The 25258-nt window shown below is 68.6% G+C and carries 24 protein-coding genes and 2 riboswitches; of the genes, 16 read left to right on the top strand and 8 right to left on the bottom strand.

The features are described 5' to 3' along the window. Positions 1 to 3: 3 nt before the first annotated feature. Both AC1DDH_RS12600 and AC1DDH_RS12595 read right to left on the bottom strand, forming a co-directional pair. Positions 4 to 486: a cation:proton antiporter regulatory subunit gene (locus AC1DDH_RS12600; RefSeq protein ID WP_028275382.1), complete on the bottom strand. Its 483-nt coding sequence runs from the start codon at positions 484 to 486 to the stop codon at positions 4 to 6. Positions 487 to 524: 38 nt separating this feature from the next. Next, positions 525 to 1925 carry an MFS transporter gene (locus AC1DDH_RS12595; RefSeq protein ID WP_476857319.1) on the bottom strand — a complete coding sequence of 467 codons (1401 nt, stop codon included), beginning with the start codon at positions 1923 to 1925 and terminating at the stop codon, positions 525 to 527. A 225-nt stretch (positions 1926 to 2150) separates the two neighbouring features. Here AC1DDH_RS12595 and AC1DDH_RS12590 point away from each other — a divergent pair, with 225 nt between their 5' ends. The 6 genes from AC1DDH_RS12590 to mnhG are packed head-to-tail and all read left to right on the top strand — an operon-like array spanning position 2151 to position 8534. Further along, on the top strand, positions 2151 to 5195 hold the full coding sequence (locus tag AC1DDH_RS12590) for a Na+/H+ antiporter subunit A (protein WP_476860352.1): 3045 nt from the start codon (positions 2151 to 2153) through the stop codon (positions 5193 to 5195). Beyond that, complete coding sequence (locus AC1DDH_RS12585) at positions 5192 to 5713, top strand: Na(+)/H(+) antiporter subunit C (RefSeq protein WP_230009245.1); 522 nt, start codon at positions 5192 to 5194, stop codon at positions 5711 to 5713. Before AC1DDH_RS12590 ends, AC1DDH_RS12585 begins: the two co-directional genes overlap by 4 nt. Beyond that, positions 5710 to 7338, top strand: a complete 1629-nt coding sequence (locus tag AC1DDH_RS12580) for a Na+/H+ antiporter subunit D (protein ID WP_476850770.1) — start codon at positions 5710 to 5712, stop codon at positions 7336 to 7338. Before AC1DDH_RS12585 ends, AC1DDH_RS12580 begins: the two co-directional genes overlap by 4 nt. Beyond that, positions 7335 to 7880 carry a Na+/H+ antiporter subunit E gene (locus tag AC1DDH_RS12575; RefSeq protein ID WP_028275387.1) on the top strand — a complete coding sequence of 182 codons (546 nt, stop codon included), beginning with the start codon at positions 7335 to 7337 and terminating at the stop codon, positions 7878 to 7880. Before AC1DDH_RS12580 ends, AC1DDH_RS12575 begins: the two co-directional genes overlap by 4 nt. Next, positions 7877 to 8155 carry an MrpF/PhaF family protein gene (locus AC1DDH_RS12570; protein ID WP_018774043.1) on the top strand — a complete coding sequence of 93 codons (279 nt, stop codon included), beginning with the start codon at positions 7877 to 7879 and terminating at the stop codon, positions 8153 to 8155. The genes AC1DDH_RS12575 and AC1DDH_RS12570 overlap by 4 nt, the downstream gene beginning before the upstream one ends. A 31-nt stretch (positions 8156 to 8186) precedes the next feature. Beyond that, the gene (gene mnhG / locus AC1DDH_RS12565; protein WP_043434548.1) at positions 8187 to 8534 is read left to right on the top strand and encodes a monovalent cation/H(+) antiporter subunit G; all 348 of its coding nucleotides are present in this window, start codon (positions 8187 to 8189) and stop codon (positions 8532 to 8534) included. An 85-nt stretch (positions 8535 to 8619) separates the two neighbouring features. On the opposite strand, the gene AC1DDH_RS12560 is transcribed toward mnhG, so the two are convergent. Both AC1DDH_RS12560 and AC1DDH_RS12555 read right to left on the bottom strand, forming a co-directional pair. Then, a complete protein-coding gene (locus tag AC1DDH_RS12560) occupies positions 8620 to 8883 on the bottom strand; it encodes a DUF4235 domain-containing protein (protein ID WP_223915203.1) in 264 nt (87 codons plus the stop codon). Between the two features lie 39 nt (positions 8884 to 8922). Further along, entirely contained in the window at positions 8923 to 9468 is a 546-nt protein-coding gene (locus AC1DDH_RS12555) for a heme-degrading domain-containing protein (RefSeq protein WP_476955550.1), read from the bottom strand. A 187-nt stretch (positions 9469 to 9655) separates the two neighbouring features. Continuing rightward, a riboswitch (TPP riboswitch) is annotated at positions 9656 to 9799 on the top strand. A 66-nt stretch (positions 9800 to 9865) separates the two neighbouring features. On the opposite strand from AC1DDH_RS12555, the gene AC1DDH_RS12550 reads away from it, so the two are divergent. The 9 genes from AC1DDH_RS12550 (at position 9866) to AC1DDH_RS12510 (ending at position 20764) form a co-directional block, all read left to right on the top strand. Further along, positions 9866 to 10513 carry an ECF transporter S component gene (locus AC1DDH_RS12550; RefSeq protein WP_028275391.1) on the top strand — a complete coding sequence of 216 codons (648 nt, stop codon included), beginning with the start codon at positions 9866 to 9868 and terminating at the stop codon, positions 10511 to 10513. 28 nt (positions 10514 to 10541) lie between these two features. After that, positions 10542 to 12215 (top strand): ABC transporter ATP-binding protein, encoded by a 1674-nt coding sequence (locus AC1DDH_RS12545; protein ID WP_476955549.1) that lies wholly within the window; start codon positions 10542 to 10544, stop codon positions 12213 to 12215. Next, entirely contained in the window at positions 12212 to 13015 is an 804-nt protein-coding gene (locus AC1DDH_RS12540) for an energy-coupling factor transporter transmembrane component T family protein (RefSeq protein WP_476955548.1), read from the top strand. The genes AC1DDH_RS12545 and AC1DDH_RS12540 overlap by 4 nt, the downstream gene beginning before the upstream one ends. A gap of 187 nt (positions 13016 to 13202) precedes the next feature. Beyond that, complete coding sequence (locus AC1DDH_RS12535; RefSeq protein WP_028275394.1) at positions 13203 to 14726, top strand: UDP-N-acetylglucosamine 1-carboxyvinyltransferase; 1524 nt, start codon at positions 13203 to 13205, stop codon at positions 14724 to 14726. Positions 14727 to 14777: 51 nt separating this feature from the next. Beyond that, positions 14778 to 15962, top strand: coding sequence for a glutamate--cysteine ligase 2 (locus AC1DDH_RS12530; RefSeq protein WP_476955547.1), 1185 nt, complete (start codon positions 14778 to 14780; stop codon positions 15960 to 15962). 588 nt (positions 15963 to 16550) lie between these two features. Beyond that, a complete protein-coding gene (locus AC1DDH_RS12525) occupies positions 16551 to 17456 on the top strand; it encodes a PIG-L deacetylase family protein (protein ID WP_476955546.1) in 906 nt (301 codons plus the stop codon). Beyond that, positions 17456 to 18397, top strand: coding sequence for an ATP-grasp domain-containing protein (locus AC1DDH_RS12520; RefSeq protein ID WP_476955573.1), 942 nt, complete (start codon positions 17456 to 17458; stop codon positions 18395 to 18397). Before AC1DDH_RS12525 ends, AC1DDH_RS12520 begins: the two co-directional genes overlap by 1 nt. Continuing rightward, positions 18384 to 19676: a glycosyltransferase family 2 protein gene (locus AC1DDH_RS12515; RefSeq protein WP_476955545.1), complete on the top strand. Its 1293-nt coding sequence runs from the start codon at positions 18384 to 18386 to the stop codon at positions 19674 to 19676. The genes AC1DDH_RS12520 and AC1DDH_RS12515 overlap by 14 nt, the downstream gene beginning before the upstream one ends. Further along, positions 19673 to 20764, top strand: coding sequence for a hypothetical protein (locus tag AC1DDH_RS12510; RefSeq protein WP_476947886.1), 1092 nt, complete (start codon positions 19673 to 19675; stop codon positions 20762 to 20764). The genes AC1DDH_RS12515 and AC1DDH_RS12510 overlap by 4 nt, the downstream gene beginning before the upstream one ends. A gap of 67 nt (positions 20765 to 20831) precedes the next feature. Here the strand turns inward: AC1DDH_RS12510 and AC1DDH_RS12505 are convergent, their stop codons facing one another. Genes AC1DDH_RS12505 through AC1DDH_RS12495 form a run of 3 tightly spaced genes read right to left on the bottom strand, consistent with a single transcriptional unit; the run spans position 20832 to position 22765 of the window. Further along, entirely contained in the window at positions 20832 to 22040 is a 1209-nt protein-coding gene (locus AC1DDH_RS12505; protein ID WP_230008211.1) for an O-succinylhomoserine sulfhydrylase, read from the bottom strand. Beyond that, positions 22041 to 22460, bottom strand: coding sequence for a rhodanese-like domain-containing protein (locus AC1DDH_RS12500; protein WP_476850764.1), 420 nt, complete (start codon positions 22458 to 22460; stop codon positions 22041 to 22043). It abuts the gene before it with no gap. Then, a complete protein-coding gene (locus AC1DDH_RS12495) occupies positions 22457 to 22765 on the bottom strand; it encodes a DUF1737 domain-containing protein (RefSeq protein ID WP_230008543.1) in 309 nt (102 codons plus the stop codon). Before AC1DDH_RS12495 ends, AC1DDH_RS12500 begins: the two co-directional genes overlap by 4 nt. A 27-nt stretch (positions 22766 to 22792) precedes the next feature. Next, a riboswitch (SAM riboswitch) is annotated at positions 22793 to 22906 on the bottom strand. A gap of 318 nt (positions 22907 to 23224) precedes the next feature. Between AC1DDH_RS12495 and AC1DDH_RS12490 the strand changes: the two genes are divergently transcribed. Beyond that, positions 23225 to 24178, top strand: a complete 954-nt coding sequence (locus tag AC1DDH_RS12490) for an ATP-grasp domain-containing protein (protein ID WP_476955544.1) — start codon at positions 23225 to 23227, stop codon at positions 24176 to 24178. 72 nt (positions 24179 to 24250) lie between these two features. Here AC1DDH_RS12490 and AC1DDH_RS12485 read toward each other — a convergent pair whose 3' ends face one another. Further along, entirely contained in the window at positions 24251 to 25219 is a 969-nt protein-coding gene (locus tag AC1DDH_RS12485; RefSeq protein ID WP_476955543.1) for an aminodeoxychorismate lyase, read from the bottom strand. Positions 25220 to 25258 lie beyond the last annotated feature (39 nt).

The raw sequence follows: 25258 nt of genomic DNA, 5'->3' as shown, positions 1-25258 counted from the left end.
GGCTTATCCGTTGCGCAGGATGCCGGCCGCCGTGTCCAGGCCTTCTTGCGTACCCACCGCAACGAGGAGGTCACCGGGGTGGAGGACGACGTCGGGTCCCGGGGAGGGCACGACCTCGCCTTCGCGCATGATAGCCACGATCGAGACCCCGCTCCGGGTCCGGATGCACGCCTTCCCCATCGGCTGGTTCTGGAAGGGTGACTCAGCGCTGATCGAAAACTGGCGCGTGACAATACCCGGGATTTCCCGGTGGGCTTCCGAGAGCTGCATGGCGATGCGCTGGCCGCCCAGGAGGTTGCCCAGGGCGGCGGCCTCATCCGCAGTCAGCGGGACAGAGGCCTGGCAGGTGTCAGGATCGTCCCAGGTCGAGACGATGAGTTCCGTCTGGCCCTCGCGGTATTCGACAACGCCGATCCGGCGTCCGGAGGCAGTCATGAAGTCCTTGCGCCGGCCGAGGCCGGGGAGGTCCGTCTCATCCACGTTCATACCCTCAGCCTAGTGCGCGAACCGTTGATTCGGCCGCCTCAGGACTCGGGGACCACCGCGATTTCGGTCTGATCGGGGGCCTTGACCGGCAGGAGCACGAGCAGGCCCACGAGCAGCACCACCATGATGCCGAGGATGCCCCAGCGCTGGGCCTCGCCCTCCGCTACGAAGGGTGCGGCGACGGCGATGCACAGCGTGAAGAGCGCGGGGGCTAGGAAGCTTACGGCCCGGCCCGTGGTGGCGTAGAGGCCGAAGAGCTCGCCGGATTCGCCGTGCGGGGCGAGCCTGGCGAGGTAGGCGCGGGAGGACGACTGGGCCGGCCCCACGAAGAGGCACAGCAGCAGGCCGAAGACCCAGAACGTGGTGGTCCCGGCCCAGGCCATGCCAAAGAACATGTAACTGCCGTTGCCGAGGACCAGGATCGCGGTACCCGCGACCAGCAGGCCGGCCAGAGACGCGATAATCACGGTCTTCGGCCCGATCCTGTCATCCAGGAAGCCGCCGAGGATGGCGCCGGCGGCCGCCACGACATTTCCGAAGATCGCGAAGAAGATGACGTCCTTGAGCTCGAAGCCAAAGGTGCCGGCCGCGATCACCCCGCCGAAGGTGAAGACAGCTGCCAGCCCGTCCCGGAAGATGGCGCTCGCGAGGAGGAAGTAGATAGTGTGCGGGCTGGTCCGGTAGATCGCCTTGATGCGCCGTACGAGCAGGCCGTAGGAGGCGAGGAACCCCAGCCCGGCGCCCCGGTCCGAGCGCGGCAGCTCCGGGACCGCGAACAGCACGGGCAGTGCAAAGACGAGGAACCACAGGGCCGAAAACACCGCCACCAGCCGGATGTTCAGGCTGTCCGCGGTGGAGGCGCCAAACCAGTTCACGCTGGGCTGGACGAAAAGCTGGAGCACAACCAGCAGCGCGACGATGCCGCCGAGATACCCCATTCCCCAGCCGAAGCCGCTCACTTTGCCGATGTTCCGCGGGGTGGAGATCTGGGTGAGCATGGCGTTGTAGTTGACCCCGGCAAACTCGAAGAAGACGTTGCCCAGCGCTATGAGCGTGACGCCCAGGATCAGGAAGTCCGGCCGCGGGAAGACAAAGAAGCACAACCCGGTCAGGACGACGACGGCGGCCGTGTTGACCCCTAGCCACAGCTTCCGCCGGCCGCCCGTGTCCGAGCGCTGCCCGGTGACCGGGGCCAGGAGGGCAACGGCCACGCCGGCGACGGCCAGCGCGGCGCCCAGGACTGCCGAGGCCTGGTCCTCCCCGCCGAATGCCTTGGAGGTCAGGTAGACGGTGAAAACGAACGTTGTCATGACGGCATTGAAGGCTGACGAACCCCAGTCCCACGAGGCCCACGCGAGGATCCGGCCACGGTGCGGGACGGGACTTCCCGATTCCAGTTCCGAGGGGCGCATGGCCTCTGGGGCGGCGGCAGTGTTCATAGCCAGAATCGTAGCCGCCCCGGGCGTCCTCCGAGGGGGAGCGGCAGGGGGTTTTGCCAGGCAGGGTTTAGCCCCGGCTTCACATTTGCGTCGAATTGTTCAGTGACCGGTGTCCCGGCCAAAAGAATTTGTACACGCTTGGTAAACTGACGGCACCGAACCTAACAAATGACCCGCCTGCTCCAACTTGCTGACAATCGACTTTCTGACGTTGCGGAGATACCAGTGATCACAGTCCTTGCCGTGCACTTTGCGGTGGCTGCTGTGGCCCCGCTGCTGTTCCGAAAGTTTGGCAGGAATTCGTTCTTCGCGCTGGCCGCGGTCCCCGCGGCCTCCTTTATCTGGCTGCTGCTGCAGCACGACGCAGTCTATTCAGGCACAGTCTATTCAGGTTCTGACGGGGCGATTACCGAAGTCATCCCCTGGATTCCCGGGCTGCAGCTCGAACTCGCGTTCCGGATGGACGCCCTGGCCTGGGTCATGTCCCTGCTGGTGCTGGGGGTGGGTGCGCTGGTGCTGGTCTATTGCGCCCGCTACTTCAAGGACAAGGACGACTACCTCGGCGGTTTCGGCGCCCAGCTCCTGGCCTTCGCCGGGGCGATGTTCGGCCTCGTTACCGCTGATGACCTTCTGCTGCTGTTCATCTTCTGGGAACTGACCACAGTGCTGTCCTACCTGCTGATCGGCTACGCCCGCACCCGGCTGTCCGCGCGGCGCTCGGCGTTGCAGGCACTCGTGGTGACCACCGCCGGCGGCCTGGCCATGCTCGTGGGGCTCATCATGCTCGGTTCGACGGCCGGAACCTACCGGATCCAGGCCATCATGGACCTGGCTCCCACCCTGGTCGCCGGCCCCGCAGGCGGGGTCGTGAACGCCGCCGTCGTCCTCATCCTGATCGGTGCGATCACCAAATCCGCCCTGGTGCCGTTCCACTTCTGGCTCCCCGGCGCAATGGCTGCCCCCACTCCCGTGAGCGCCTACCTGCACGCCGCGGCCATGGTGAAGGCAGGGATCTACCTTGTGGCCCGGCTGGCCCCCGGATTCGCGGACACCGCGGCCTGGCTGCCGATCGTGCTCGGCCTGGGCCTGGCCACCATGCTGGTGGGCGGCTACCGGGCCCTCCGGCAGACAGATATCAAGCTCATCCTCGCCTACGGCACCGTGAGCCAGCTGGGCTTCATGACCATGGTGGTGGGCCTCGGCACTCCCGACGCGGCACTCGCCGGAATAGCCCTGCTCCTGGCGCATGGGCTGTTCAAGGCCACGCTCTTCCTGGTGGTGGGCATCATCGACCACCAGTCCGGGACCCGGGACATCCGCGAGCTCTCCGGCGTCTACGGATCGGCCAGGGCACTGGCGGTCGTCGCGGCGATCGGCGCGGCCTCGATGGCGGGCGTGCCCCCGCTGGCCGGATTCGTCGCCAAGGAATCGGTGTTCGAGGCCTTCCTCCAGTACAAGTCGGAGACCGGGACCGGACCCTGGCTCTTGGCCGGTGTGGTCCTGGGCTCCATCCTGACCTTCGCCTACAGCGCCAGGTTCATGTGGGGAGCCTTCGCCCTCAAGCCCGGCGTGGAGCCCACGGCCTTCAAGCCGGTCAAACCGGCGTTCCTCGCCGCACCGGCGATCCTGAGCCTCCTCACAATCCTTTACGGGCTGTGGCCTGCCACCGTTGACGCCTGGATCCAGCCCTACGCGGAGCTTTTTGTGCACGGCTCCGAGGCCCCGCCCGGGCACCTGGCGCTGTGGCACGGCATCACCCCGGCCCTGGGCCTGACCGCAGTGACGTTCGTCCTGGGCCTGGCGATGTTCTACGGCCGCAACGCCGTGGCCCGGCTGCAGGCGCTGGTGCCGGGCTGGATCGACAGCGACCGTGCCTACCAGCTGACGATCGGCGCCCTGGACGACACCGCGGTATGGATCACCGGCCGGACCCAGCGAGGTTCGCTCTTCTTCTACCTGTCCGTCATCCTGACCGTGGCGTTCGTCCTGCCGCTGACGGCGCTGCTGCTGGCCAACAAACCGCTGCCGCCCGGCCTCTATGTCATCGATCCCGGCTCTCCGCTGCAGCTGGTGGCCGGCGCCGGAATCGTGATCGGGGCGCTGGCCGCGGTGCGCGCCAACAAACGGTTCCTGGCCGTCCTGATGGTGTCCGTCACCGGCTACGGGATTGCCATGATGTTCGCCCTGCAGGGAGCCCCGGACCTCGCCCTGACCCAGATGCTGGTCGAAACCATGATCCTGGTGGCGTTCGTGCTGGCCATGCGGAGCCTTCCGCCGGGGCTGCGGGACCGCACCGGCGGCAAGTACCGGGTCATCCGCGTGGTGATCGGCCTGGCATTCGGCGTCACCATGATTTTCGTGGCCATCCACGCCCTCGGCGCCCGGGTGGCGCCGCCGGTCTCCCTGCAGTTCCCGCAACTGGCCTATGAGGGCGGCGGCGGACTCAACGTCGTCAACGTGACCCTGGTGGACATCCGGGCCTGGGACACCTTTGGCGAGATCTCGGTCCTGGCCCTGGCCGCCACCGGCGTCGCAAGCCTCATCTTCGTCCGCGGCCGCGGTGACCGCATCCGGACATCCGCGAGCGTCGCGGAAGGGACCGTGGGCCGGCGGACCGGGGCCAGGGGCAGCACCAGGGAAGACGCCGCCCTGGCGATGAACCGGCGGTTCGCTGCCGCCACTCGCGACGCCTGGCTGGTGGCCGGCCGGACCCTGGCACCCGAACGCCGCTCGATCATTTTCGAGGTGGTCACCCGCCTCATCTTCCACTCGATGATCGTGTTCTCCATCTATCTGCTCCTCGCCGGCCATAACCTGCCCGGCGGCGGCTTCGCCGGCGGCCTCACCGCCGGCCTCGCCCTGACCATCCGCTACCTGGCCGGCGGCCGCTTCGAACTGCGCGAAGCGACACCCGTCGGCGCCGGCACCCTGCTGGGGATCGGCCTGGCCACGGCGGCTGCCGCCGGAATGACGCCGCTGCTGCTGGGCGGCGAAGTGTTCCAGAGCGCCATCGTGGAGCTGTGGCTGCCCGTCTTCGGCGACATCAAGTTCGTCACCTCGACCATCTTCGACATCGGTGTCTACGTCGTAGTCGTCGGACTGGCCCTGGACGTGCTGCGCAGCCTCGGCGCGGAGATCGACGAGCACTTCGAAGAACAACCCGAGACGACCGAAGAGGGACCCGCCGAAGACCAGGACAGCGGAGGACTCCCGGGCGGGGTCCCCGCCGAGTCCGCCGACGCGGAAACCACTGCCAAGGGGAGAACATGAGCGTCAACCTGACCCTGCTGACGGTCATGGGCGCCCTCTACGCCTGTGGCATCTACCTGCTCCTCGAACGCAGCCTCACCCGGGTCCTGCTGGGCCTCATGCTGCTGGCCAACGCCACGAACCTGCTGATCCTCGCCACCGGCGGCTACGCCGGGCTGGCGCCGCTCTTCGACAAGGACACCCCGGCGGGGGACTACAACGACCCCCTGCCGCAGGCCCTGATCCTGACCTCGATCGTGATCTCCTTCGCCGTCACGGCGTTCATGCTGGGCATCATCTACCGCACCTGGGTCCTGGCCCGCCAGGATGAAATCCAGGACGACGCCGAGGACCGCCGCGTCGCGGAAACGCCAAGCTTCGATGCCGAGGACGACTCCGTGATCCCGGTCGAGACTTCGGAGTTCCCGCTGGCCACGGTCATGTCCGGTGACCGCCCCGTGCGGGCCGACAAGGCCGCCTCTGAAGAACAGCCCGGTTCCCTCAACGTTGACCCCAGCCCGGAAGGAGGCGGAGAGTGAACATCACCAGCCTTGCCCCGCTCGCCGTCGTACTCCCCATCCTGGGCGCCGCCCTGACCTTTCTGCTCATCCATCACCCCAGGGTCCAGCGCGCGGTCAGCATCGCCGTGCTGACGCTGACACTGCTGCTGGAATGCTGGCTGCTGGCCTCCGTCTGGGATGGCGGCACGGCCGCGGTGAACATCGGCGGCTGGCTGCCGCCGTGGGGCGTCGTGCTGGTGGTGGACCAGTTCTCCTCCCTCATGCTCGTGGTGTCCTCGGCCGTGAGCCTTGCGGTGCTGATCTACGCAACGGGACAGGGCATGGCCGACGGCGACCGCGACGCGCCGGTCTCGATCTTCCACCCGACCTACCTGATCCTCGTGGCCGGGGTGTCCAACGCCTTCCTCACCGGAGACCTCTTCAACCTCTACGTCGGCTTCGAGATCCTGCTGACGGCCAGCTACGTGCTCATCACACTCGGCGGGACAGGCCCGCGCATCCGGGCCGGCGTGACCTACGTGGTGGTCTCCGTCGTGTCCTCGGTGCTGTTCCTGATCGCGATCGCCATGATCTACGGCGCCACCGGAACCATCAACATGGCGGACCTCGCCATCAAGCTCGGCGACCTCGACCAGGGCACCCGGACGCTGCTGCACGTCATGCTGCTGGTGGCCTTCGGCATCAAGGCCGCCGTCTTCCCGCTGTCCTTCTGGCTCCCTGACTCCTACCCCACCGCCCCGGCCCCGGTCACCGCGGTGTTTGCCGGGCTGCTGACCAAGGTGGGCGTCTATGCGATGGTCCGCACGGAAACGCTGCTATTCCCGGGGGATGCGCTCAACGCCCCGCTCATGGTCGCGGCGCTGCTGACCATGGTGGTGGGCATCCTCGGCGCCCTGGCCCAAAGTGACATCAAGAGGCTCCTGTCCTTCACCCTGGTCAGCCATATTGGCTACATGGTGTTCGGCCTGGCCATGTCCACCGTGGCCGGTCTGGGCGCCGCGGTGTTCTACGTGGCCCACCACATCACTGTCCAGACCAGCCTGTTCCTGGTGACCGGCCTGATTGAACGCCGCGGCGGCAGCTCGTCCATGGACCGCGTGGCGGGACTGGCCAAGCTCTCCCCGGTATTGGGGGTCCTGTTCTTCATTCCCGCCATGAACCTCGCCGGAATCCCGCCGTTCTCGGGTTTCCTGGGCAAGCTGGGGCTGCTTCAGGCAGGCGTGGAACTGGGGACGCCGCTGGCCTACGCCCTGGTGATCGGCGGCGTGCTGACGAGCCTGCTGACCCTGCTGGCGATCGCGAGGGTCTGGAACCGGGCGTTCTGGCGCAAGCCCGGGGACGCCGAACACCCCGATCCGGTGCTCCTGGCAGCGCCGGCCGACTCCGCCACGGGTGACCGGGCCGGCAAGACGAATGTGACCCTGCTGCCCCGCACCATGGTGGGCTCCACCCTGGGCCTGGTGGTCTTTGGCGTGGCCCTGACGGTCTTTGCCGGGCCGCTGTTCAGGGTGGCCGACCAGTCCGCCCAGGAGATGCTGGACCGGACCTCCTACATCCAGGCCGTGCTCGGCCCGGACGCGCCCGTGCCGCCGGTGCCCCCGTCGCTCCACCCGGTGCAGGTCCGGGAGGGCGGCGGAAAATGAACCGGAAAAGGATCTCGCTGCGCCAGGAACTGCCGCTGCTGGTCTGGCTCGTCTTTGTCTGGGGCGCGCTCTGGCAGAACTTCAGCCCGGGCAATCTCCTCTTCGGCGCCCTCATCGCGGTGCTCGTGGCGCGCATTTTCTATCTGCCCCCGGTGGAACTCGGCGGCCGCTTCAACGTGCTCCGCGCCGTGCCGTTCGCCCTCATCTTCCTCGGAAAAGTCGTCGCGGCAAGCTTCCAGGTCCTGTACCTGGCCGTCGTCCGCGGCCCCAACGTGGTCAGCGCAGTCGTAGCCGTGCCGCTCCGAAGCCATTCGGACCTCCTGGTCACGGCCACCGGGCACGTGATCTCGCTGATTCCCGGGTCCCTCGTGGTGGAGGTGGACAGGTCGACGTCCACGCTCTACATCCACGGCATCAACGTCCGCAATGCCGAGGACGCGGCCAAGCTGCGCAAAGAGGTCCGGGACACCGAGGCCGGGCTGATCCGGATCATGGGGACCAAAGCCGAACTTTCCGCCCTGACACAGGAGACCGCCGCATGATGCAGACCGTCCTGACGGTGACCGCCGTCGTACTGTCCCTGGCCGCCGCGGGGGCGATCGTCCGGATCGCGCGGGGGCCCTCGCTGCTGGACCGGGTTCTGGCCGCCGACGTGCTGCTGGCCATCTTCGGCGCGGCCCTGTGCATCGACATGGCCGCCAACCGGCACCTGAACAACCTGATGCTGCTCGTTGCGATTTCCCTGATCGGCTTCGTCGGCTCGGTCACCGTGGCCCGGTTCGTGGCCGACAGGCGGGAGGGCGTCCGTGAATCCTGACACAGTGATCGACGCCGTCTCCGCCGTGTTCATGGTGACAGGAGCCCTGATGTCCCTCGCGGCCGCCATCGGGCTGCTGCGATTCCCGGACCTCATGAGCAGGATGCACGCGGCCACCAAACCGCAGGTCCTCGGCCTGTTCCTGCTGCTGGCGGCCCTCGGCCTGCAGATGCGCACCTGGTCGGTGTGGCCCGTCCTGCTGGTGGCCTGGCTCTTCCAGCTGCTCACCGTCCCCGTGTCCGCCCACATGGTGGGCCGGGCCGGCTACCGGACCAAGCACCTGCACCCGGAGCTGCTGAGCTCCGACGAGCTCGAGGCGGTAGTCCAGAAGGCCGCCCAGCAGGCGGCCACGCACGGAGCGGACGACGACGACCGCTGAGCCCCGTCCGGCCCGGCCGGCACGTCGACGGACGCGGCCGGGGCCTTCGACGGCCGCGGCGGGCGCCGCGGCCGGTCGGGTCAGGTCAGACGACGTCCTGGGTCTTGGCGAAGCGGGTGATCGCGCGCTGGGTGCCGCGGTTGGCGAGCACCTGGATGATGGCGCTGACCGAGGCGGAGATCAGGGCGAACGTCAGGGCCGAGCGCAGGGTGGTGGGAACGTCGTCCTCCTGGCCCTTGGGCGGCTTGTTGCCCGTGGACTTTTCCCACATGGTGTCCACCAGCTTGGTGCCGGCAAAGCCGGCCAGGAGGCTGACGCCGGTGCCGAGCAGCTTGATGAGGATGTTCATTCTTCGGTCTCCTTGGGACGGGAACGGTTTTCCCCTAGCCTAGCGTTCCGGGGTGAGGACCATCCGCAGGGCCTCGACCACGAGTTCGTGATCCGCCTTCTGGGGCAGGCCGGAGACGGTGACGACGGCGACGGCGCCCGTGCCGCGCACGTAAATGGGAAACGCCCCGCCGTGGGCGGCGAACTCCGACTGATCCCACCAGGCGTTGTCCTCGATCCTTCCGCCGGCAGCGCGGGCCCGGAGGCCCACCAGCAGGGACGGGACCTCGTACCGCAGGGCGGTGCGCTTCTTGGCGTTGATCCAGCGCTCATTGTCCGGTGTGGCGCCGTCCAGCGCGGCGTGGAAGAGCACCTGCTCGCCTTTGGTGATGTCGACGGCGATGGGCAGCGAGCGTTGCCTGCCCAGCTCGACAAGGAGGAGCCCGAGGTCCAGGGCGTCATCCTTGCTGAACGACGCGAACTGGAGCGCCTCTATCTCGGCCAGCACGCGGCCGATAAGCGCCGCCAGGGAACCCCGCGGCTGCGGCTCACTCGAGTCGGGATCGTATTCCCCGGAGGGATCTTGGGTGACCGGTGTGTGCGACAAAATGTTCCAGCTTTCCGGTGGGTGACGAGGCCGCCCGCTGGCGGGTCCGGGGGTCCGGCACGACGACTCTACCAAGAGGGATTTCCGGGCCGCCGGGACTGCCGCCGTCCGGTCCACGATTGTGACGGCACACCACTGAAAACCCGGCCGTCCGGGTGTAAACTGAGCCAGCCCACAAGGGCGAAAATAGTTACGACAGGGGAGCGCCGCCGTCGGGCATCGCCGGAACAATCCGGGGAAACCTTTGGTGGGCGCTGAGAGTGCGGACAGCCGCAGACCCTCGAACCTGATCCGGTTAGTACCGGCGCAAGGGAGTCGAGTTCTCAGGGTGCGCGGAGGGCGGCGGAAGCCGAGACCGGCCGGCGCACCCTCCCCTCCTGTTCCTCAGGAGGACGACATGACAGATATTTCAGCACAGCATGGTTCCGCCAGCCGTTCATCCGCCCGGCGCAACTACAGCTGGCGCGTGGTGGACATTGTGGTGGCCGCGTTGATCGCCGTTGCCGGCGGCGTCATTTTCTGGGCCTGGTCCCAGGGCGCGAACCTGATCTCGACTCCGGTCAACGCGGTCTACCCGCCGTTGAGCGGACTCTACGCCGGCGGCTGGATGATCCCGGCGGTGCTGGGCATGCTCATCATCCGCAAGCCGGGCGCCGCACTCTTCTGCGAAACCGTCGCGGCCACCGGCGAGCTCATCATGGGTTCGCAGTACGGCACCACGGTGCTGATCTCCGGCATCCTGCAGGGCCTCGGCGCCGAACTGGTCTTCGCGGCCTTCCTCTACAAGAAGTTCAACCTGCCCGTCTCCGTGCTGGCCGGCGCCGGCGCTGGCCTCTTCTGCGGCCTGAACGACTCCTTCCTGCCGTGGGGCTGGAACATCGCCTACGAAGCCGGCGACAAGCTCGCCTACATCGTCTTCACCACGATCTCCGGCGCAGTGATTGCCGGCGGACTGGCCTGGCTCGCCACCCGCGGCCTGGCGAAAACCGGAGTGCTGGGCTCCTTTGCCTCCCGCAAGGCCGCCACGGAGCCCGTCTTCTCCTGAGCCCCGTCGCTGAATCCTGCAGAGAATCATGAGATCTTCACCGAGCGTCCGGCCGGCCGCCGTCACGGCCCGCGGCTGGGGCTGGCGGCATGCCGGACGGACCAGGCCCGCCGTCAGCGGCCTTGACCTGGACATCCGGCCGGGGGAGCGCGTGCTCCTGCTGGGGCCCTCCGGCGCCGGCAAGTCGACGCTGCTCCACGCCCTGGCCGGCGTTCTGGGCGACGGCGCGGCCGGCGACTCCGGGGACCCCGGCGACTCCGGCGACGCCGAGAACACAGACGAGACCGGCAGCCTCCTGATCGACGGTGCCGCGCCACGGGCGCAGCGCGGCCGCGCCGGGCTGGTGCAGCAGGACCCGGAAACGCAGGTGGTGCTCTCCCGCCTCGGCGACGACGTCGCCTTCGGGGCGGAGAACCTCGCCGTCCCGGCGGCGGAGATCTGGCCGCGCGTGCGCGAGGCCCTCGACGACGTCGGGCTGGGACAGCTGCCGCTGGACCACCCGACGGCGGCCCTCTCCGGCGGCCAAAAGCAACGGCTCGCGCTCGCCGGGATCCTCGCGATGCGGCCAGGGCTGCTGCTGCTCGACGAGCCGACCGCCAACCTCGACCCCACGGGCGTCCTGGAGGTCCGCGACGCTGTGGGCCGCTGCCTGGACAAGACAGGCGCCACGCTGGTGGTCGTGGAGCACCGGGTGGGGGTCTGGAAAGACCTGGTGGACAGGATCGTGGTGCTGCAGCCAGGGTCCGCCACGGACTCCGCGGTCTTGATTGACGGACCGCCGGACCGGGTCCTGGCCGAGGCGCGGGACATGCTCATCGGTGCGGGCGTCTGGGTGCCGGGCTACGTCCCGGCGACGCGGATGCGCACACCGGCGCGGGGCGCGGGACAGACTCTGCTCGCGGCCGACGCGCTCGCGGTGTCCCGCGAACGGCCGCGGCGGGCCGGGCTGCGCGACGGCTTCCGCACCATCGCGCCGCGTCCGGTCCAGTCCGGGGTCTCGGTCCGGGTCCGCGCCGGCGAGGCGCTGACCATCACCGGACAGAACGGCACAGGGAAGTCCACCCTGGCGCTGACGCTGGCCGGTCTCCTGCGGCCCGTCGCGGGAACAGTCTCGGCCACGGCGGAGCTGAGCAGCCCCGCCACCGGTCACTCCAGCGGTCGCTCCAGTGGCCGCGTACGCGACGGCCGCGTACGCGACGGCGCCGGACCCGATCCCTACCGGTGGAAGGCCCAGCAGCTGATCGCCAGGATCGGAACCGTCTTCCAGGAACCCGAGCACCAGTTCGTTACCGGCAAGGTCCTCGACGAGCTCATGTTCGGACCGCGCCACCTCGGCTACGGCGAAGACCGCGTGGACGAACTGCTGGAGCGGCTGCGGCTGACGGAGCTTGTGGACGCCAACCCCTACACGCTCTCCGGCGGCGAGAAGCGGCGCCTTTCGGTAGCCACTGTGCTGGCGGCGCACCCCCAGGTGCTGGTCCTGGACGAGCCCACCTTCGGCCAGGATGCCAATACCTGGGCCGAACTCGCCTCGTTCCTCTCCGAGCTCCTCGACGCCGGCACCGCCGTCGTGTCCGTGACGCATGACGCCGAATTCAGCGCCGTCCTCGGCGGCGCCGAACTCCGCCTCCGGCCACGGGAAACCGCCGCCGCGGACGCTCCCGGCCCGGATCTCGAGCTGCCGGAGGGGGCCTCGCCATGAGGGACGCGCTGAGCCTGCGCGGCAACCATGCGCTGCTGACCCGAGCCAACCCGCTCGCCAAGTTCACGGCGGTCACCCTGATCACCCTGGTCCTGGCGCTCTCCATTGACTGGGTGTCGGCGTCGGTGGCGCTGGCGTTCGAACTGCTGCTCCTGCCGCTGGCGGGCCTGACTGTGGCCTTGCTGTGGCAGCGCGGCTGGCCGCTGATCCTCGCCGCGGCGCTGGGCGGCTGGAGCACGGCCATCCTGGCGGCCGATTCCGGACCCGTCCTGCTCAATGCGGGGATCTGGTCCGTCAGCGCCGGTTCCCTGCAGCTGGGGATCGGCTTCATGCTCCGCGGGCTCGCGATCGCATTGCCCGCGGTGCTGCTGATGAGCTGTACCGACCCCACGGACCTGGCCGATGCCTTGGCCCAGAACGCGAAACTGCCGCACCGGTTCGTCCTGGGCACCCTGGCCGCGATGCGGCTCGTCGGAATCATGGCCGAGCAATGGCAGACCATCGGCATGGCCCGGCGGGCCCGCGGCGTGGGCTCGAGCGGCAACCCCTATCAGCGGTTCCGCGCCACGCTGGGCCAGAGTTTCGGCCTGCTGGTGCAGGCGATCCGGAGCGCCTCGCGGCTCGCGGTGACGATGGAGGCCCGCGGGTTCGGCGGTGCCGCCCGGACCTGGGCGCGGCCCTCCACGTTCAGCGGACTCGATGCCTGGGTGCTGCTGGGCGGGCTCGGCATCGCCGCCGCCGCCGTCGCCGCGGCCCTCGGCGCGGGCACCTGGAACCTCGTCTTCCTCACCCGCCAGTAGACCGGCGCCGCCGGCCGGGCAGCCCGGGCAGCCCGGCGGGGCGGGGCGGCCCGGGAGTTTCGGCGGGGCGGCCCGGGAGTTCCGGTGGCCTGCCGGTTATCGCATGGCGTGGGTATCCGTGTGAGATTGGCGCCATTCCGGCCGGAATTGCCGTGGTTTATAAATCATGCGTGATATTTTCGGGAGCATGACTCAACCGACTGCTGAACACGTAGGCATCCTGCTCCGCGAGGCGCGCGGCGCCAAGGGCTGGACCCAGGGGCAACTCGCCGCCGAGCTGGGCACCAGCCAGAGCGCCATCGCCCGGATGGAACAGGGCAAGCAGAACCTGAGCCTGAAGATGATCCAGCGCCTGGAGGCGATCGTCGGGCACAGCATTGTCAAGGTGGGCCGGCCCCAGATGACCCACCTGCGCGTCGAGGGCGGCCGCACCCTCGCCGGCGCGGTGGACGTCAACAGCAGCAAGAATGCCGGCGTCGCGCTGTTGTGCGCCAGCCTCATCAACCGCGGCACCACCACGCTGCGCAGGCTTGCCCGGATCGAGGAAGTCAACCGGATCGTGGAGGTGCTGACCAGCATCGGCGTCGAGTGCACCTGGCTCAACGCCAACGACCTCCAGATCCGCCGCCCCGCCGTCCTGGACCTGGCCTCCATGGATGTGGAGGCGGCCCGACGGACCCGCAGCGTCATCATGCTCCTGGGCCCGCTGCTGGACGAGGCCGACACCTACCGGCTGCCCTACGCCGGCGGCTGCGACCTCGGCACCCGCACCGTGCAGCCGCACATGCAGGCACTGCGCCAGTTCGGCCTTAGCGTGGAGGCGAAGTCCGGGTTCTACGCGGTGCAGGCGCCGCCGTCGGACGGTCACGACCGCTCCTTCGTGCTCAGCGAACGCGGCGACACCGTCACCGAGAATGCCATCATGGCCGCAGCCCACCGCCGTGGCACCACCATCATCCGCAATGCCAGCCCGAACTACATGGTGCAGGACCTGTGCTTCTACCTGCAGATGCTCGGCGTGGACATCGCCGGGGTTGGCACCACCACGCTGAAGATCACCGGCCGCCCGTCGATCGACGCCGACATCGAATACTTCCCGTCCGAGGACCCCATCGAGGCGATGAGCCTCATCACCGCCGGCATCGTGACGAACTCGGAAGTCACCATCCGCCGCGTCCCGATCGAGTTCATGGAAATCGAACTCGCCACGCTCGAGCAGATGGGCCAGCGGCTCGAGGTTTCCGGGGAGTACTTTGCCCGCAACGGCCGCACCCGCCTGGTGGACGTCACCACCAAGCCTTCGGAGCTGCGGGCGCCGGAGGACAAGATCCACCCCATGCCCTTCCCCGGGCTGAACATCGACAACCTGCCCTTCTTCGCGGTGATCGCCGCCAACGCCCACGGCCAGACAATGATCCATGACTGGGTCTACGAGAACCGGGCCATCTACCTGACCGAGCTCAACAAGCTCGGCGCCCAGGTCCAGCTGCTCGATCCGCACCGCATTTACGTCAACGGGCCCAGCAAGTGGCGAGCGGCAGAGGTGGGCTGCCCGCCTGCCCTCCGCCCCGCCGCCTGCCTGCTGCTGGCCATGCTGGCGGCCCGTGGCGTCTCGGAGCTGCGGAACATCTATGTCATTGAACGCGGCTATGAGGACCTGGCTGAGCGGCTGAACACCATCGGGGCGAAGATCGAGTATTTCCAGGACTGAGCCCCGCGTTGGTGTGGGGCGTTTCGGCGGATCCTGACGCACAATAGATTCATGCGCACCTTCGGCGTGGAGGAAGAACTGCTGATAGTGGACCCCGAATCGGGGATGCTGCTTGCCCTCGCTGACCTCATGCTGCCGAGTCTGGTGCCGCCGCAACAGGAAGCCGCCAGGGTTCTCCCGGCACAGAAACCGGTCCACGAAGGCGCCGACTTCAGCTACGAGCTCAAGCTCGAACAGATCGAGACCCAGACGCATCCGTGCCTGGAATACACGGAACTGCTCCGGCAGCTCAGGCGTGGCCGGTCCCTTGCGGACCAGGCCGCCCGGGCGCACGGCGGCCGGGTCGCGGCCCTGGCCACGTCGCCCCAAGGCTCAGCCACCCACCTGACGCCGAATCCGCGCTATATGACCATGCAGCAGCGCTTCGGGCTCACCGTCCGGAACCAGCTGACCTGCGGCCTCCACGTCCACACCTTTGTGGAGTCCCCGGAGGAGGGCGTGGCGGTAATGGACCGGATCCGCGACAAGCTGGCCGTGCTGATAGCACTCAGCGCGAATTCCCCCTACTGGAACGGGGCCGAGACCGGATTCGAAAGCTACCGCACCCAGGCCTGGAACCGCTGGCCGGGCTCGGGTCCCACGATGATCTTCGGCAGCCTGCCCGTCTACCGCCGCGTGGTCACTCGGCTGGTCGAAAGCGGCGTCCTGATGGATGAGGGGATGGTCTATTTCGACGCGCGGCTGGCCCGGCAGCATCCCACCGTGGAGATCCGGGTCGCGGATGTCTGCCTGCGGGCCGAGGATGCTGCCCTGATTGCCGTACTGGTGCGCGCCCTCGTGGAGTCGGCCGCGCGGGAATGGAACGACGGCGTCGATCCCGCCCCGGTGCCCACGCTGCTGCTGCGGATGGCCGCCTGGCAGGCCAGCAATTGCGGACTGCGCGGGGAGCTCCTGGACTTCGGAACCTTCACCCCGGCCCCGGCCGCGGACGTGGTCAGGGCGCTCGTGGACTTCGTGGCACCGGTGCTTGAGGAACAGGGCGAGCTGGAGCTGGCGCGCGAGGGCGTCGAGCGGATTCTGGCAGAGGGCACCGGTTCCCAGCTGCAGCGCGGCCCGTTCCGGGCCGGCGGCCTGCCCGCCGTCGTCGAGCGGGCCATCGAACTGACCACCCAGGGGCCCGTCACCGAGGGGCCGGCAGACAATCGTTCGGCCCTGGGCCGGTTGCGCCCGGCCTGACCGGGAGCCCGCAACAGTTGCGGGTGCGGGATGCCAAAAGAAAAAAGGCCGAAGAGTCGCCGCATTTATTGCCGAATGCTGATAGGGAATCACGGTTGTTTAATGATTGCCGCCCGGCCCTTTTCAGTTAACCGTTCCGGGCAAGGGCGGCACGCCCCCGTTCGCCTTGCGAAAGCCGGAGCCGGGTAGTCGAAACAAGAAATATGAGTACTACCCGTGACCGCCTTTAATTCCATTCACTGAGGTTCGGGTATTGCCTACTCGGGCGCCCTGATAGGCCCCTCGCCTTTACTGGAAGAGCAAGTTCAAGGTTTTCCGAAGGTTTCCCAGAAGGTCTCACAATGTCACGTAACACGCCGGGGGGCGGTTGTGCTGTGCCACATATGCGCTGGTCAACGTCCTGCAATGCTCGCACAGCCCGCAGCGGCTGCACCTTTCGCCGACGCGGCACCCTGCCAAGGGTGCCGCAAACCGATTCAGAAAATTGCCCCTCCCACTTCCCAAAGCCAGGTTCGCTTATGCGCCCGGCCCTGAAGATCAAATCCGGCCCGGCACTGGGGTGCCGAACAACATAGGAATTGAATTCACATGGTCTCGATTTATGTCTTGCTCATCGTTTTCCTGATTACTTTTGTGGCCGCCGCCGCCCTTGGCCGGTCCTGGTTCCACCGCCGCCTGCGCCGTCCCGAACTGCTCCGCAGGATTTGCCTTCTTGCCGGCTCAACGCTGCTGGTGGCAAATCTGGCCAGCGTTTTCCTCGATGCGCCCGAGTTGTGGCGGACTGCCGACCTCACGCTCACCCTTGGCGCGCTCGCGTCCCTGGGCGTTGCTTTGACGGCCCTGCGCACCGGGGGAGCCCCGGCCCGCCAGCCGCGCAGAGTTCTGGCCATCGGCGCCCACCCCGACGACCTTGAACTTGCCTGCGGCGGTACCCTGGCGAAGTTCGTAGACTCCGGACACGAGGTGCAGGGGCTCGTCATGAGCGATGGCACCCGTGGAGGGGATCCCCTGGAGCGCTCACTCGACGCGCGGCGCGGCGCGGCGTTCATGGGCCTCACCGGAATGACCCTTTACAACTTCACAGACACGGACCTGTTCCGGCACAGCCAGGAAATGGTGGGTGTCATTGAAGCCGCCATCGCCCGCTACAACCCGGACATCATCCTCACGCATTCCAACCACGACCAGCACCAGGACCATCAGGCCGTCCACATGGCGACGCTGCGGGCCGCCCGCCAGCACCACTCAATCCTCTGCTATGAAAGCCCGTCGGCAACGCGGGACTTCAGCCCGAGCGTCTTCATTGACATCGACGACTACCTTGACGCCAAGGTCCAGGCCGTGAGGATGCACAGCGACCAGCTCGCCAAGCCGTACATGACGCCCGAGCGGGTCCGCGGCATCGCCTCGTTCCGCGGCGGGCAGGCGCGGCGCCGGGTCGCCGAAGCCTACGAACCAGTCCGTCTACTGAGCACGGAAATGGAAAAGCTGTGATGCCCCGCGTGCTGGTCACCGGCGCCGGAGGCCCCGCGGGCCGCGCCGTAGCTGCCCAGCTGAAGTCCCGTGGCGTTCCCGTCCTGGGCACGGACATCCGCGAACTGCCCGCCGGGGCGGGCCTCACCGTCGTCCCGGTGCCGCCGGCCTCGGACCCGGACATGGTCTCGGCTCTGCGCCGGCTTGTCGTCCAGGAGGGCATCAACCTGGTCATCCCCACGGTGAGTGAGGAACTCCCGCAGCTTGCGGGGTACCGTGCCGCCTTCGGGACCGACGTCCGGGTCATCATCGGCGATCCCGGTCCGGTGGCTCTCGCCAACGACAAGCTCTTCACGGCCTGGCAGCTGCAGACCGCCGGGGTCCCCGTGCCGAGATTCGGCGTGCCCAGGGACTTCGCCAATGCCGGTGCCGCCATGGCCGCGCTCGGCGGCCCCATAGTTCTCAAGCCGCGGGTCTCCCGCGGCGGACGCGGCGTGATGGTCATCGACGGCAGCAAACAGGTGGACTGGCACCGCCTGCCGGAAGGACTGATTGTCCAGGAGTTCATCCCGGGCACCGAATACGGCCCGATGGTCTTCGGCACCCCGGCGCACAACGGGGCCGCGCCGTTCGTCGTCGTCGTGGAGAAGACCGAACTGGCGCAGGGCAACGTGGGCAACGCCGTGAGCACCCGCCGCGCCGAAGCCGGCGAGGCCATGGACGTCGGAAATCTGGCGATGGCGGCCGTCCGCTCGCTGGGCCTCACGGGCCCGGTCGACGTCGACGTCCGCCGGCGTGCCGACGGGACCCCGGTGGTCCTTGAAGTGAACGCACGGTTCGGCGCGAACAGCGGGCAGGCCCCGGAACTGCTCGACGCCGTGCTGGCGTCGTTTGCCCTTCCCTCCTTCAACCCGGCCTCTTTCCGGCAAAGCACAGGAGCGTACGCCCATGTCCTGGTTTAGTTCCGCCTCCGCATCAGCCGTCCCCGGGGCCGAGTACCTCCTGCTCCTCATCGGCCTGCCGATTCTGGTGTTCGGGCTCGTGAAGATGCTCGTGCTGCCGCTGTCCGTCTGGTTTGAACTCCGTGCGGGGCGCCGCCGCCGCGCAACGCCCACCCTGCTGGATGAGCGGCCCAGCGTGTCGATCATCGTCCCGGCTTTCAACGAGGCGACCGTCATCGAAAACTGCGTCCGCTCCATTCAGCTCACCCTGTACGAGCGGTACGAGGTGGTGCTCGTGGATGACGGCTCCACTGACAACACGGCCGGGCTGATGCGCGCGCTCGCCGCGACGGATCCCCGGATCACGGTCCTGACCCAGGCCAATGCCGGCAAGGGGGCGGCCCTGAACCTGGGCATCCGCCACGCCACGGGCGAGGTCCTCATGTTTGTCGACGCTGACGGGATCTTCTCCCAGAACACCGTCAAGCGGATGCTCCAGGGTTTCACTGACCAGCGCACCGGGGCCGTGTGCGGCGACGACAGGCCGGTAAACCTGGACCGGGTCCAGACCCGGATGCTGGCCTTCATCAGCCATGTCGGCACCGGGATGGTCAGGCGCGCCCTGACCATGATCGGCTGCCTCCCGATCGTCTCCGGCAACATTGGGGCGTTCCCCCGCCGGATCCTGGAGGAGATCGGGCCGTTCCGCGAAGACACGGTAGGCGAGGACCTGGAACTCACCTGGCGGGTGCACAAGGCAGGCTACCGGGTGGTCTTCGCCCCGCGCGCGCTGGTCTATGCCGAGTCGCCGTCAACGGTCCGGGCGCTCTGGCGCCAGCGCGTCCGCTGGGCCCGCGGGCTGCTGCAGACCATGGGTGTGCACAAGCGCATGATCGGCAACCTCCGGCACGGACAGTTCGGCGCGTACCTGCTGTTCAACACCATCACCATGGTGGTGCTCCCGGTGCTCCAGATCCTGGTACTCGTGGATCTGGTCTTCCTCACGGCGCTGGGCCGCAGTCCGTTCGGCGCGGACGTCTGGGCAATCCTTGGCTGGGTGGGCCTGTTCATCACGTTGCTGCTCACGGTGTTTGCCCTGGCCATGAACAGGGCGTGGAAGGACCTGCGGCACGCCTGGGCGCTCCCGCTCATCCCGCTCTATTCCGTGTTTACGAGCCTGACTATGGTGGCCGCGCTGGTGCAGGAACTCCGTGGCAAGGAGGCGCACTGGAACAAGCTGACGCGGACCGGTGTGGTCAGCGTCACCGCCCCGGCGGTGCGCCCGGACGTCAGCGTTTGAGGCGCAGACCGGCTGCCTTCCCTGCCCTCGTGCTCCTGTCGGTGCTGGCCCTTTCTGCCACTGGGTGCGGCGGGCCGCAGGGACCCACGGCGCCCGCCGCGGAGCGCACTGTCGGCGTCGGCTACGAAACTGTGGTCGACGCCGCCTCGACGCTGCCGGAACTGGCCAGACGGCTCGATGAGGTCAACGCCAACAGCGTCACCATCAGCGTGGGGCGGCTGGACTGGACGGCGTTCCCTTGGGACGCCCACCCCGAGGTGGAGGCCGTCCCGGGCCGTGACCACGTGGCCGAAGCGGTCAAGGCACTGGGGACCGGCGGTGATGGCAGGAAACGCAGGATCACACTGACCATCGACCTGCTGATCCCCGGCTGGATCCGTACCAACCCGGGCCTGGCCGGCATCAACTTCGACGGCACCCGCTCCACGGAGTTCGCCAGCGTCAGCGCACTCACGACGGGACCCGTCGGGGAGCGGCTGGTCGACTTGGTGGCCGAGGTGACCAGGCGGTACCAGCCGGACGCCGTGGCCTTGACGGAACTGATGTTCGATAACAACACCTACGGCGGCGACGACCGCGATTCCTACCGGCTGGCCAGCGGCGGGACGGACTGGCCGCGGCTCGCGAACGGGGACATCGACGTCGAACACCCGAGCCTTGGGGCCTGGCGGTCGAAGGCGGTGGCGGCCATCGTGGCCAAGGCGGCGGCGGCCGCCCACGCGAACGGTGCCACGCTCGACATGGACGTCCGGGCGCCGTGGGACGATCCCGCCGGCGACCGGCCGGAGAGCGGCCATGACTACGGGCTGCTCGCCGCGGCCGCGGACCGGCTGGTCTTGTGGGACTACTTCGGGCTCAACGACGCCGCTCCCGCCTATTCCGCCGAGCTGGCCGCGGCCATGGCGAAGCGGTCCGGGAAGTTCGCCATCTCGGTCGGGATGTGGGCCAAGGACGGGCGCATCTCCGCCGCGGACCTGGCGGCCGGGCTGGAGGCGTCTGTCTCCGGCGGGGCGGCCGCCGTCGCCGTCACACCGTCCAGCATGCTGGACGACGACGCCTGGCGGGCGCTCAAGGCGGCCTGGGCCTGAGCGGCCATGGCCCTGGACCTGCTTTGAGCGCCTGGACCTGCTTGAGTGTTTAGACCTGTTTGAGCGCCTAGACCTGCTTGAGCGCCTGGCCGAGGTCGCGGATCAGGTCCTCCACATCCTCCAGGCCCACCGAGAGCCGGACCACGCCGTCGCTGAGCCCGATCGCCGCGCGGCCTTCCGGGCCCATCGCGCGGTGCGTGGTGGTGGCCGGGTGCGTGATGAGCGTCTTGGCGTCCCCCAGGTTGTTGGAGATGTCGATGATCCGCAGCGCGTCCAGGAGTGCGAACGCGGCCTGCTTCGCCGTGCGCCCGGGGGAGGGCTGCAGCTCCAGGGTGAGCACGGTCCCGCCGGCCTTCATCTGCTGCACTGCGAGCGGGTACTGCGGGTGGGACGGCAGCAGCGGGTACTTTACCCAGCCGACCGCGGGCTGTCCCTCGAGCCATTCGGCCAGCCGCAGCGCGGAGGCCGAGGAATGGTTGACGCGCAGGGCCATGGTCTCCAGGCCCTTGGTGAGCACCCAGGCGTTGAACGCCGAAAGCGCCGGACCGGTGTGCCGCATGAGCTGCTTGACGGGCCCGTCGATGAATTCCTTGGTGCCCAGGATGGCCCCGCCCAGGACGCGGCCCTGGCCGTCGATGTGCTTGGTGCCGGAGTAGACCACCACGTCCGCGCCGAGGTCGCCGCAGCGCTGGAGCAGCGGGGTGGCGAAGACGTTGTCAACCACCACCGTGGCGCCGGCCGCGTGCGCCAGTTTGCTCACGGCGGCGATGTCCACGATTTCCTGCATCGGGTTCGACGGCGACTCGAAGAACACCGCCGTGGTCGGCTCGGACAGCGCGGATTTCCACTGCTCCAGGTCCGGGCCGTCCACGAAGACCGTCTCGACACCCCAGCGCGGCAGGATTTCGTTGAGGATCACGAAGCACGAGCCGAACAGCGAGCGGGCCGCGACCACCCGGTCGCCGGCCGCCAACAGCGCGCCCAGGGCGGTGAAGACGGCGGACATGCCGGACGCCGTCGCGAAACACGCCTCCGTTCCCTCGAGCAGCCGGAGCCGCTCCTGGAAGGTGGCGACGGAGGGGTTGCCGTAGCGGGAGTAGACGAAGCGCTCGTCCTCACCGGTGAAGGCGCGCTCGGCGGCGGCCGCGGACTCGTAGACGAATCCTGAATTGAGGAAGATCGGCTCGGTGGTTTCCTGGAAGCCGGTGCGGTCAAGGCCGCCACGGACGGCCTGGGTGTCGGCCGCCCAGCCGGCGGCGTCGGGATTGAAAGTCACTTAGATCTTTCCGAGGTTGGTGGGCAGGCCGCGGTTCTTCCAGCCATTGACGGTGCGTTCGCCAAAGCGGTCGGTCTCGCCTTCGAAGCCCTCAAGGACGTTGTACGAGGTGTAGCCGGCGGCCGTCGCGGCCGTCGCGGCCGCGATCGACCGGGCCCCGGAACGGCAAAGGAACACCAGTTCGACGGCGGTGTCCTCCGGCGCCTGCTGCCTTAGCTGTTCCACGAAGTGCGGGTTCGGCGTGCCGCCAGCGAGGTTCCACTGGATGAAGAGCGGATCGTTGCGGCTCTCGCCCGCGGCCGCGGTGTCCGGGATGCCGATGTGGGCCCATTCGCCCTCGGTCCGGACATCCACCAGGATGGCTCCGGCCTCCAGCTTGGCCCACGCCTCCTGCGGGCTGAGGTCTCCGGCGTAGCTCATGCGTGGCCCGCGAAGGCCCCGTCGGCGCCAAATTCGTCGGCGTCGAGCTCATCAACCGCATTGGCCACGGCGGCGTCCGCACTGGCAATCGCGGCCGGCAGGACCAGCGCCTGCGCCACGATCACGGTGCTTCCGTTGAAGCTGGCGGCGGGGCTTCCATGCAGCACGTAGCCCTCGGCCAGGGCGGCTGACACCCGCTCGCAAAAGGCGCGGTCATCCGCCCCGGTGAACAGGCGGTAGGCCAGCCTCTCCTCGCCCCCGGGTGCGGTACCGGGTGCTGTGCCGGGCGCGGCTGTTGTGGGTATTGACGTGTCGGTCACGACGGATCTCCTCTTTCACGCTTGCAGCTCGAATTCTCGATTGCCGAGTATTCACCTGAGGCACCCCGCCGCGAAAGGGAGGGTTGCCGACCGGCCAGTCAGGGCTTGGCACCGGTTCTCATTACTCCCCAAAAACGTAACACCTGCGACGCCGGCCCGCACCGCCGCCGTCGTCATGTTCCGTAACCGGACCGCGGCCCGGGCGAGTAGTGGCGGGCTCCAGTTTCGGGTACAGCCCACTCGTGTCTGCCGGGACGTTTCGCCGTTTACTGGGGGGATTAGGTCCGACGAGTCGGCCGGAGCTGCAGGTGATTCGAGCAATGTGTGAATCAAGCAGTCCCGGAATCGACTCGTCTGTCCATCAACAAGCTGTCTGGGAATCGGAGGCTGGAACGGTCGGAGCCGCAGCCGCGGTCCGGCCGGTGACGGCGGAATGGAGCAATCGTGGGCCCGCGCATACTCGTTACCGGGATTACAAGCGCCGCCGGACGGGCCGTCGCGGCCCAGCTCGAAGCCCGGGGCCTCCCGTACCTCGGCTCCGACGCCCGTGCCGACACCCGCCAGGCCGGGGAGGCTCCCGCCGCCGCGGTCAGGCTCCTGCCGGCGACGAACCCGGACATGGTCCTGGACCTGCGCCGGGTGGTGGACCGCGAAGCCATCAACGTCATCATTCCGACCCTCACCGTGGAACTCCCGGTCCTGGCCGCGGCCCGCGCGGGATTCGCCCAGGACGTGCGGATCATCGTGGCCGACCCCGCCGCGGTTGCCCTCGCCAACGACCACCTGTTCGCCACCTGGGCGCTGCAAGCGGCCGGCATCCCGGTGCCCCGGTTCGCGGTTCCGGGCGACCTCGCCGCCGCGCCGGCTTCCCTCGCCGGCCTCAGCGGCCCCGTGGTGGTCAAGCCGCGGGTCTTCAAAGGCTCCCATGGTATCCACCTGCTGGCCGGAACCGACTCCGTTAGCTGGAAGAACATGCCGGCGGGGCAACTGGTCCAGGAATTTATCCCGGGCGCCGACTATGTGTGCCTGGTGTTCGGCACCCCGGCACGCAACGCGATGGCGCCGGTGGCGGTGGTCCTCGAGAAGACCAGGACTCCGTATGGACGCGCCGGCAGCGACGAGGTCAGCCGCAGGGTGCCGGCGAACCAGGCCGGGGATGTGCGCAAGCTGGGCCTGGCCGCCGTCCGCGCGCTCGGGCTGACCGGGCCGGTCCAGGTCCAGATCCGCCGCCGCACCGACGGAACGCCCGTGGTGCTGGGTGTCTGCGCGACCCTGGGGGAGAACAGCACCTGGGCCCCGGAAATGCTCGGCGCCGTGCTCGCAACGTTCATGCTCCCGGCGTTCAACCCGGCCTCGTTCCGCCTGTGCCCGGCAGTGCCCGCGGACGCCCTGGGGTGAGCGCAACACCAACGCGGGGTCACTTACGGCCCATCCGGGGACATGGGATGGGCCGTAACTGACCCCGCGTTGCTATTCGATGGTCGCGAAGAGGGCGTTGAGTTCGGCCGTGAGTTGGCGCCGGAGTTCCGGGGTGCCGATTTCCTGCCCGTCGATGTGGTTGACCGGGGCCAGGAGCCGGATGCTGGAGATCAGCCAGACCGCGTCGGCGTCCAGCAGGTCCTTCGGCTCCAGCGGGCCGTAACCCAGCTCCCAGCCGGCGGCCTTGGCGGCGGTGAACAGGGCGCCCTGTGATGTGCCGGGCAGGATGCCGCTGTCCAGCTGGGGCGTGATGAGCCGCCGGATGGTGCTGACGCCGCCGGCGCCGTCGTCCGAGGTTTCCAGATGGGCCAGCAAAACGGTCGACGTCGGACCTTCCAGCACCCGGCCATCCGCGGACGTGAAGATGACGTCGTCGGCGCCCTGCCGGTGGGCGTAGCGCAGCGCCGCCATGTTCACGGCGTAGGAAAGGGTCTTGGCGCCGAGCAGGAGCCACGGGGCGCGCTCGCCGACTTCACTGTCGTAGCCGCGGTCGAGCAGGATGACGTCGATCCCGGTCTCGCGCTGCCGCCGTCCCGCGGCGGCCGGGGCGGAGGCCTGGACCCAGCACGTGGGGGCAGCCGCGCCCTCCGGCCCGCGGGTGACAATCAGCTTCACCACCACCTCGTCCTGCGCCGCGCCGCCCGGTGCAGCCGCGGCGGGTTCCTGCCCGCGGAACTCGCAGATGGCGGTTTCCACCGCCCGTCGCCATGCATCCTCGGCGGGGATGTCCAGCTCCAGAAGCCGGGCAGAGCCGGCCAGACGGGTCAGGTGTGCCTGGATCTTGCGGGGCCGGCCGCCGACGGCCAGGAGGGATTCGAAAACACCGTCGCCGCGGGTGGCGCCCAGGTCCGTGGCCATCAGCTGCGGCTGCGACGCGTCGGCAACGCGGCCGCCGTCGAACGCCGGGTCGAGGAAGACCAGAACGGTCGCGGGCGCGGGAACAGGGGCAGGAGTGGTCATGGCTAAAGCTTAGTCTCGGTGGTCCCGGGATAGGATTTG

The organism is Arthrobacter sp. 10T425, assembly GCF_056393985.1.
This window is presented reverse-complemented; position numbering and strand designations above follow the sequence as displayed.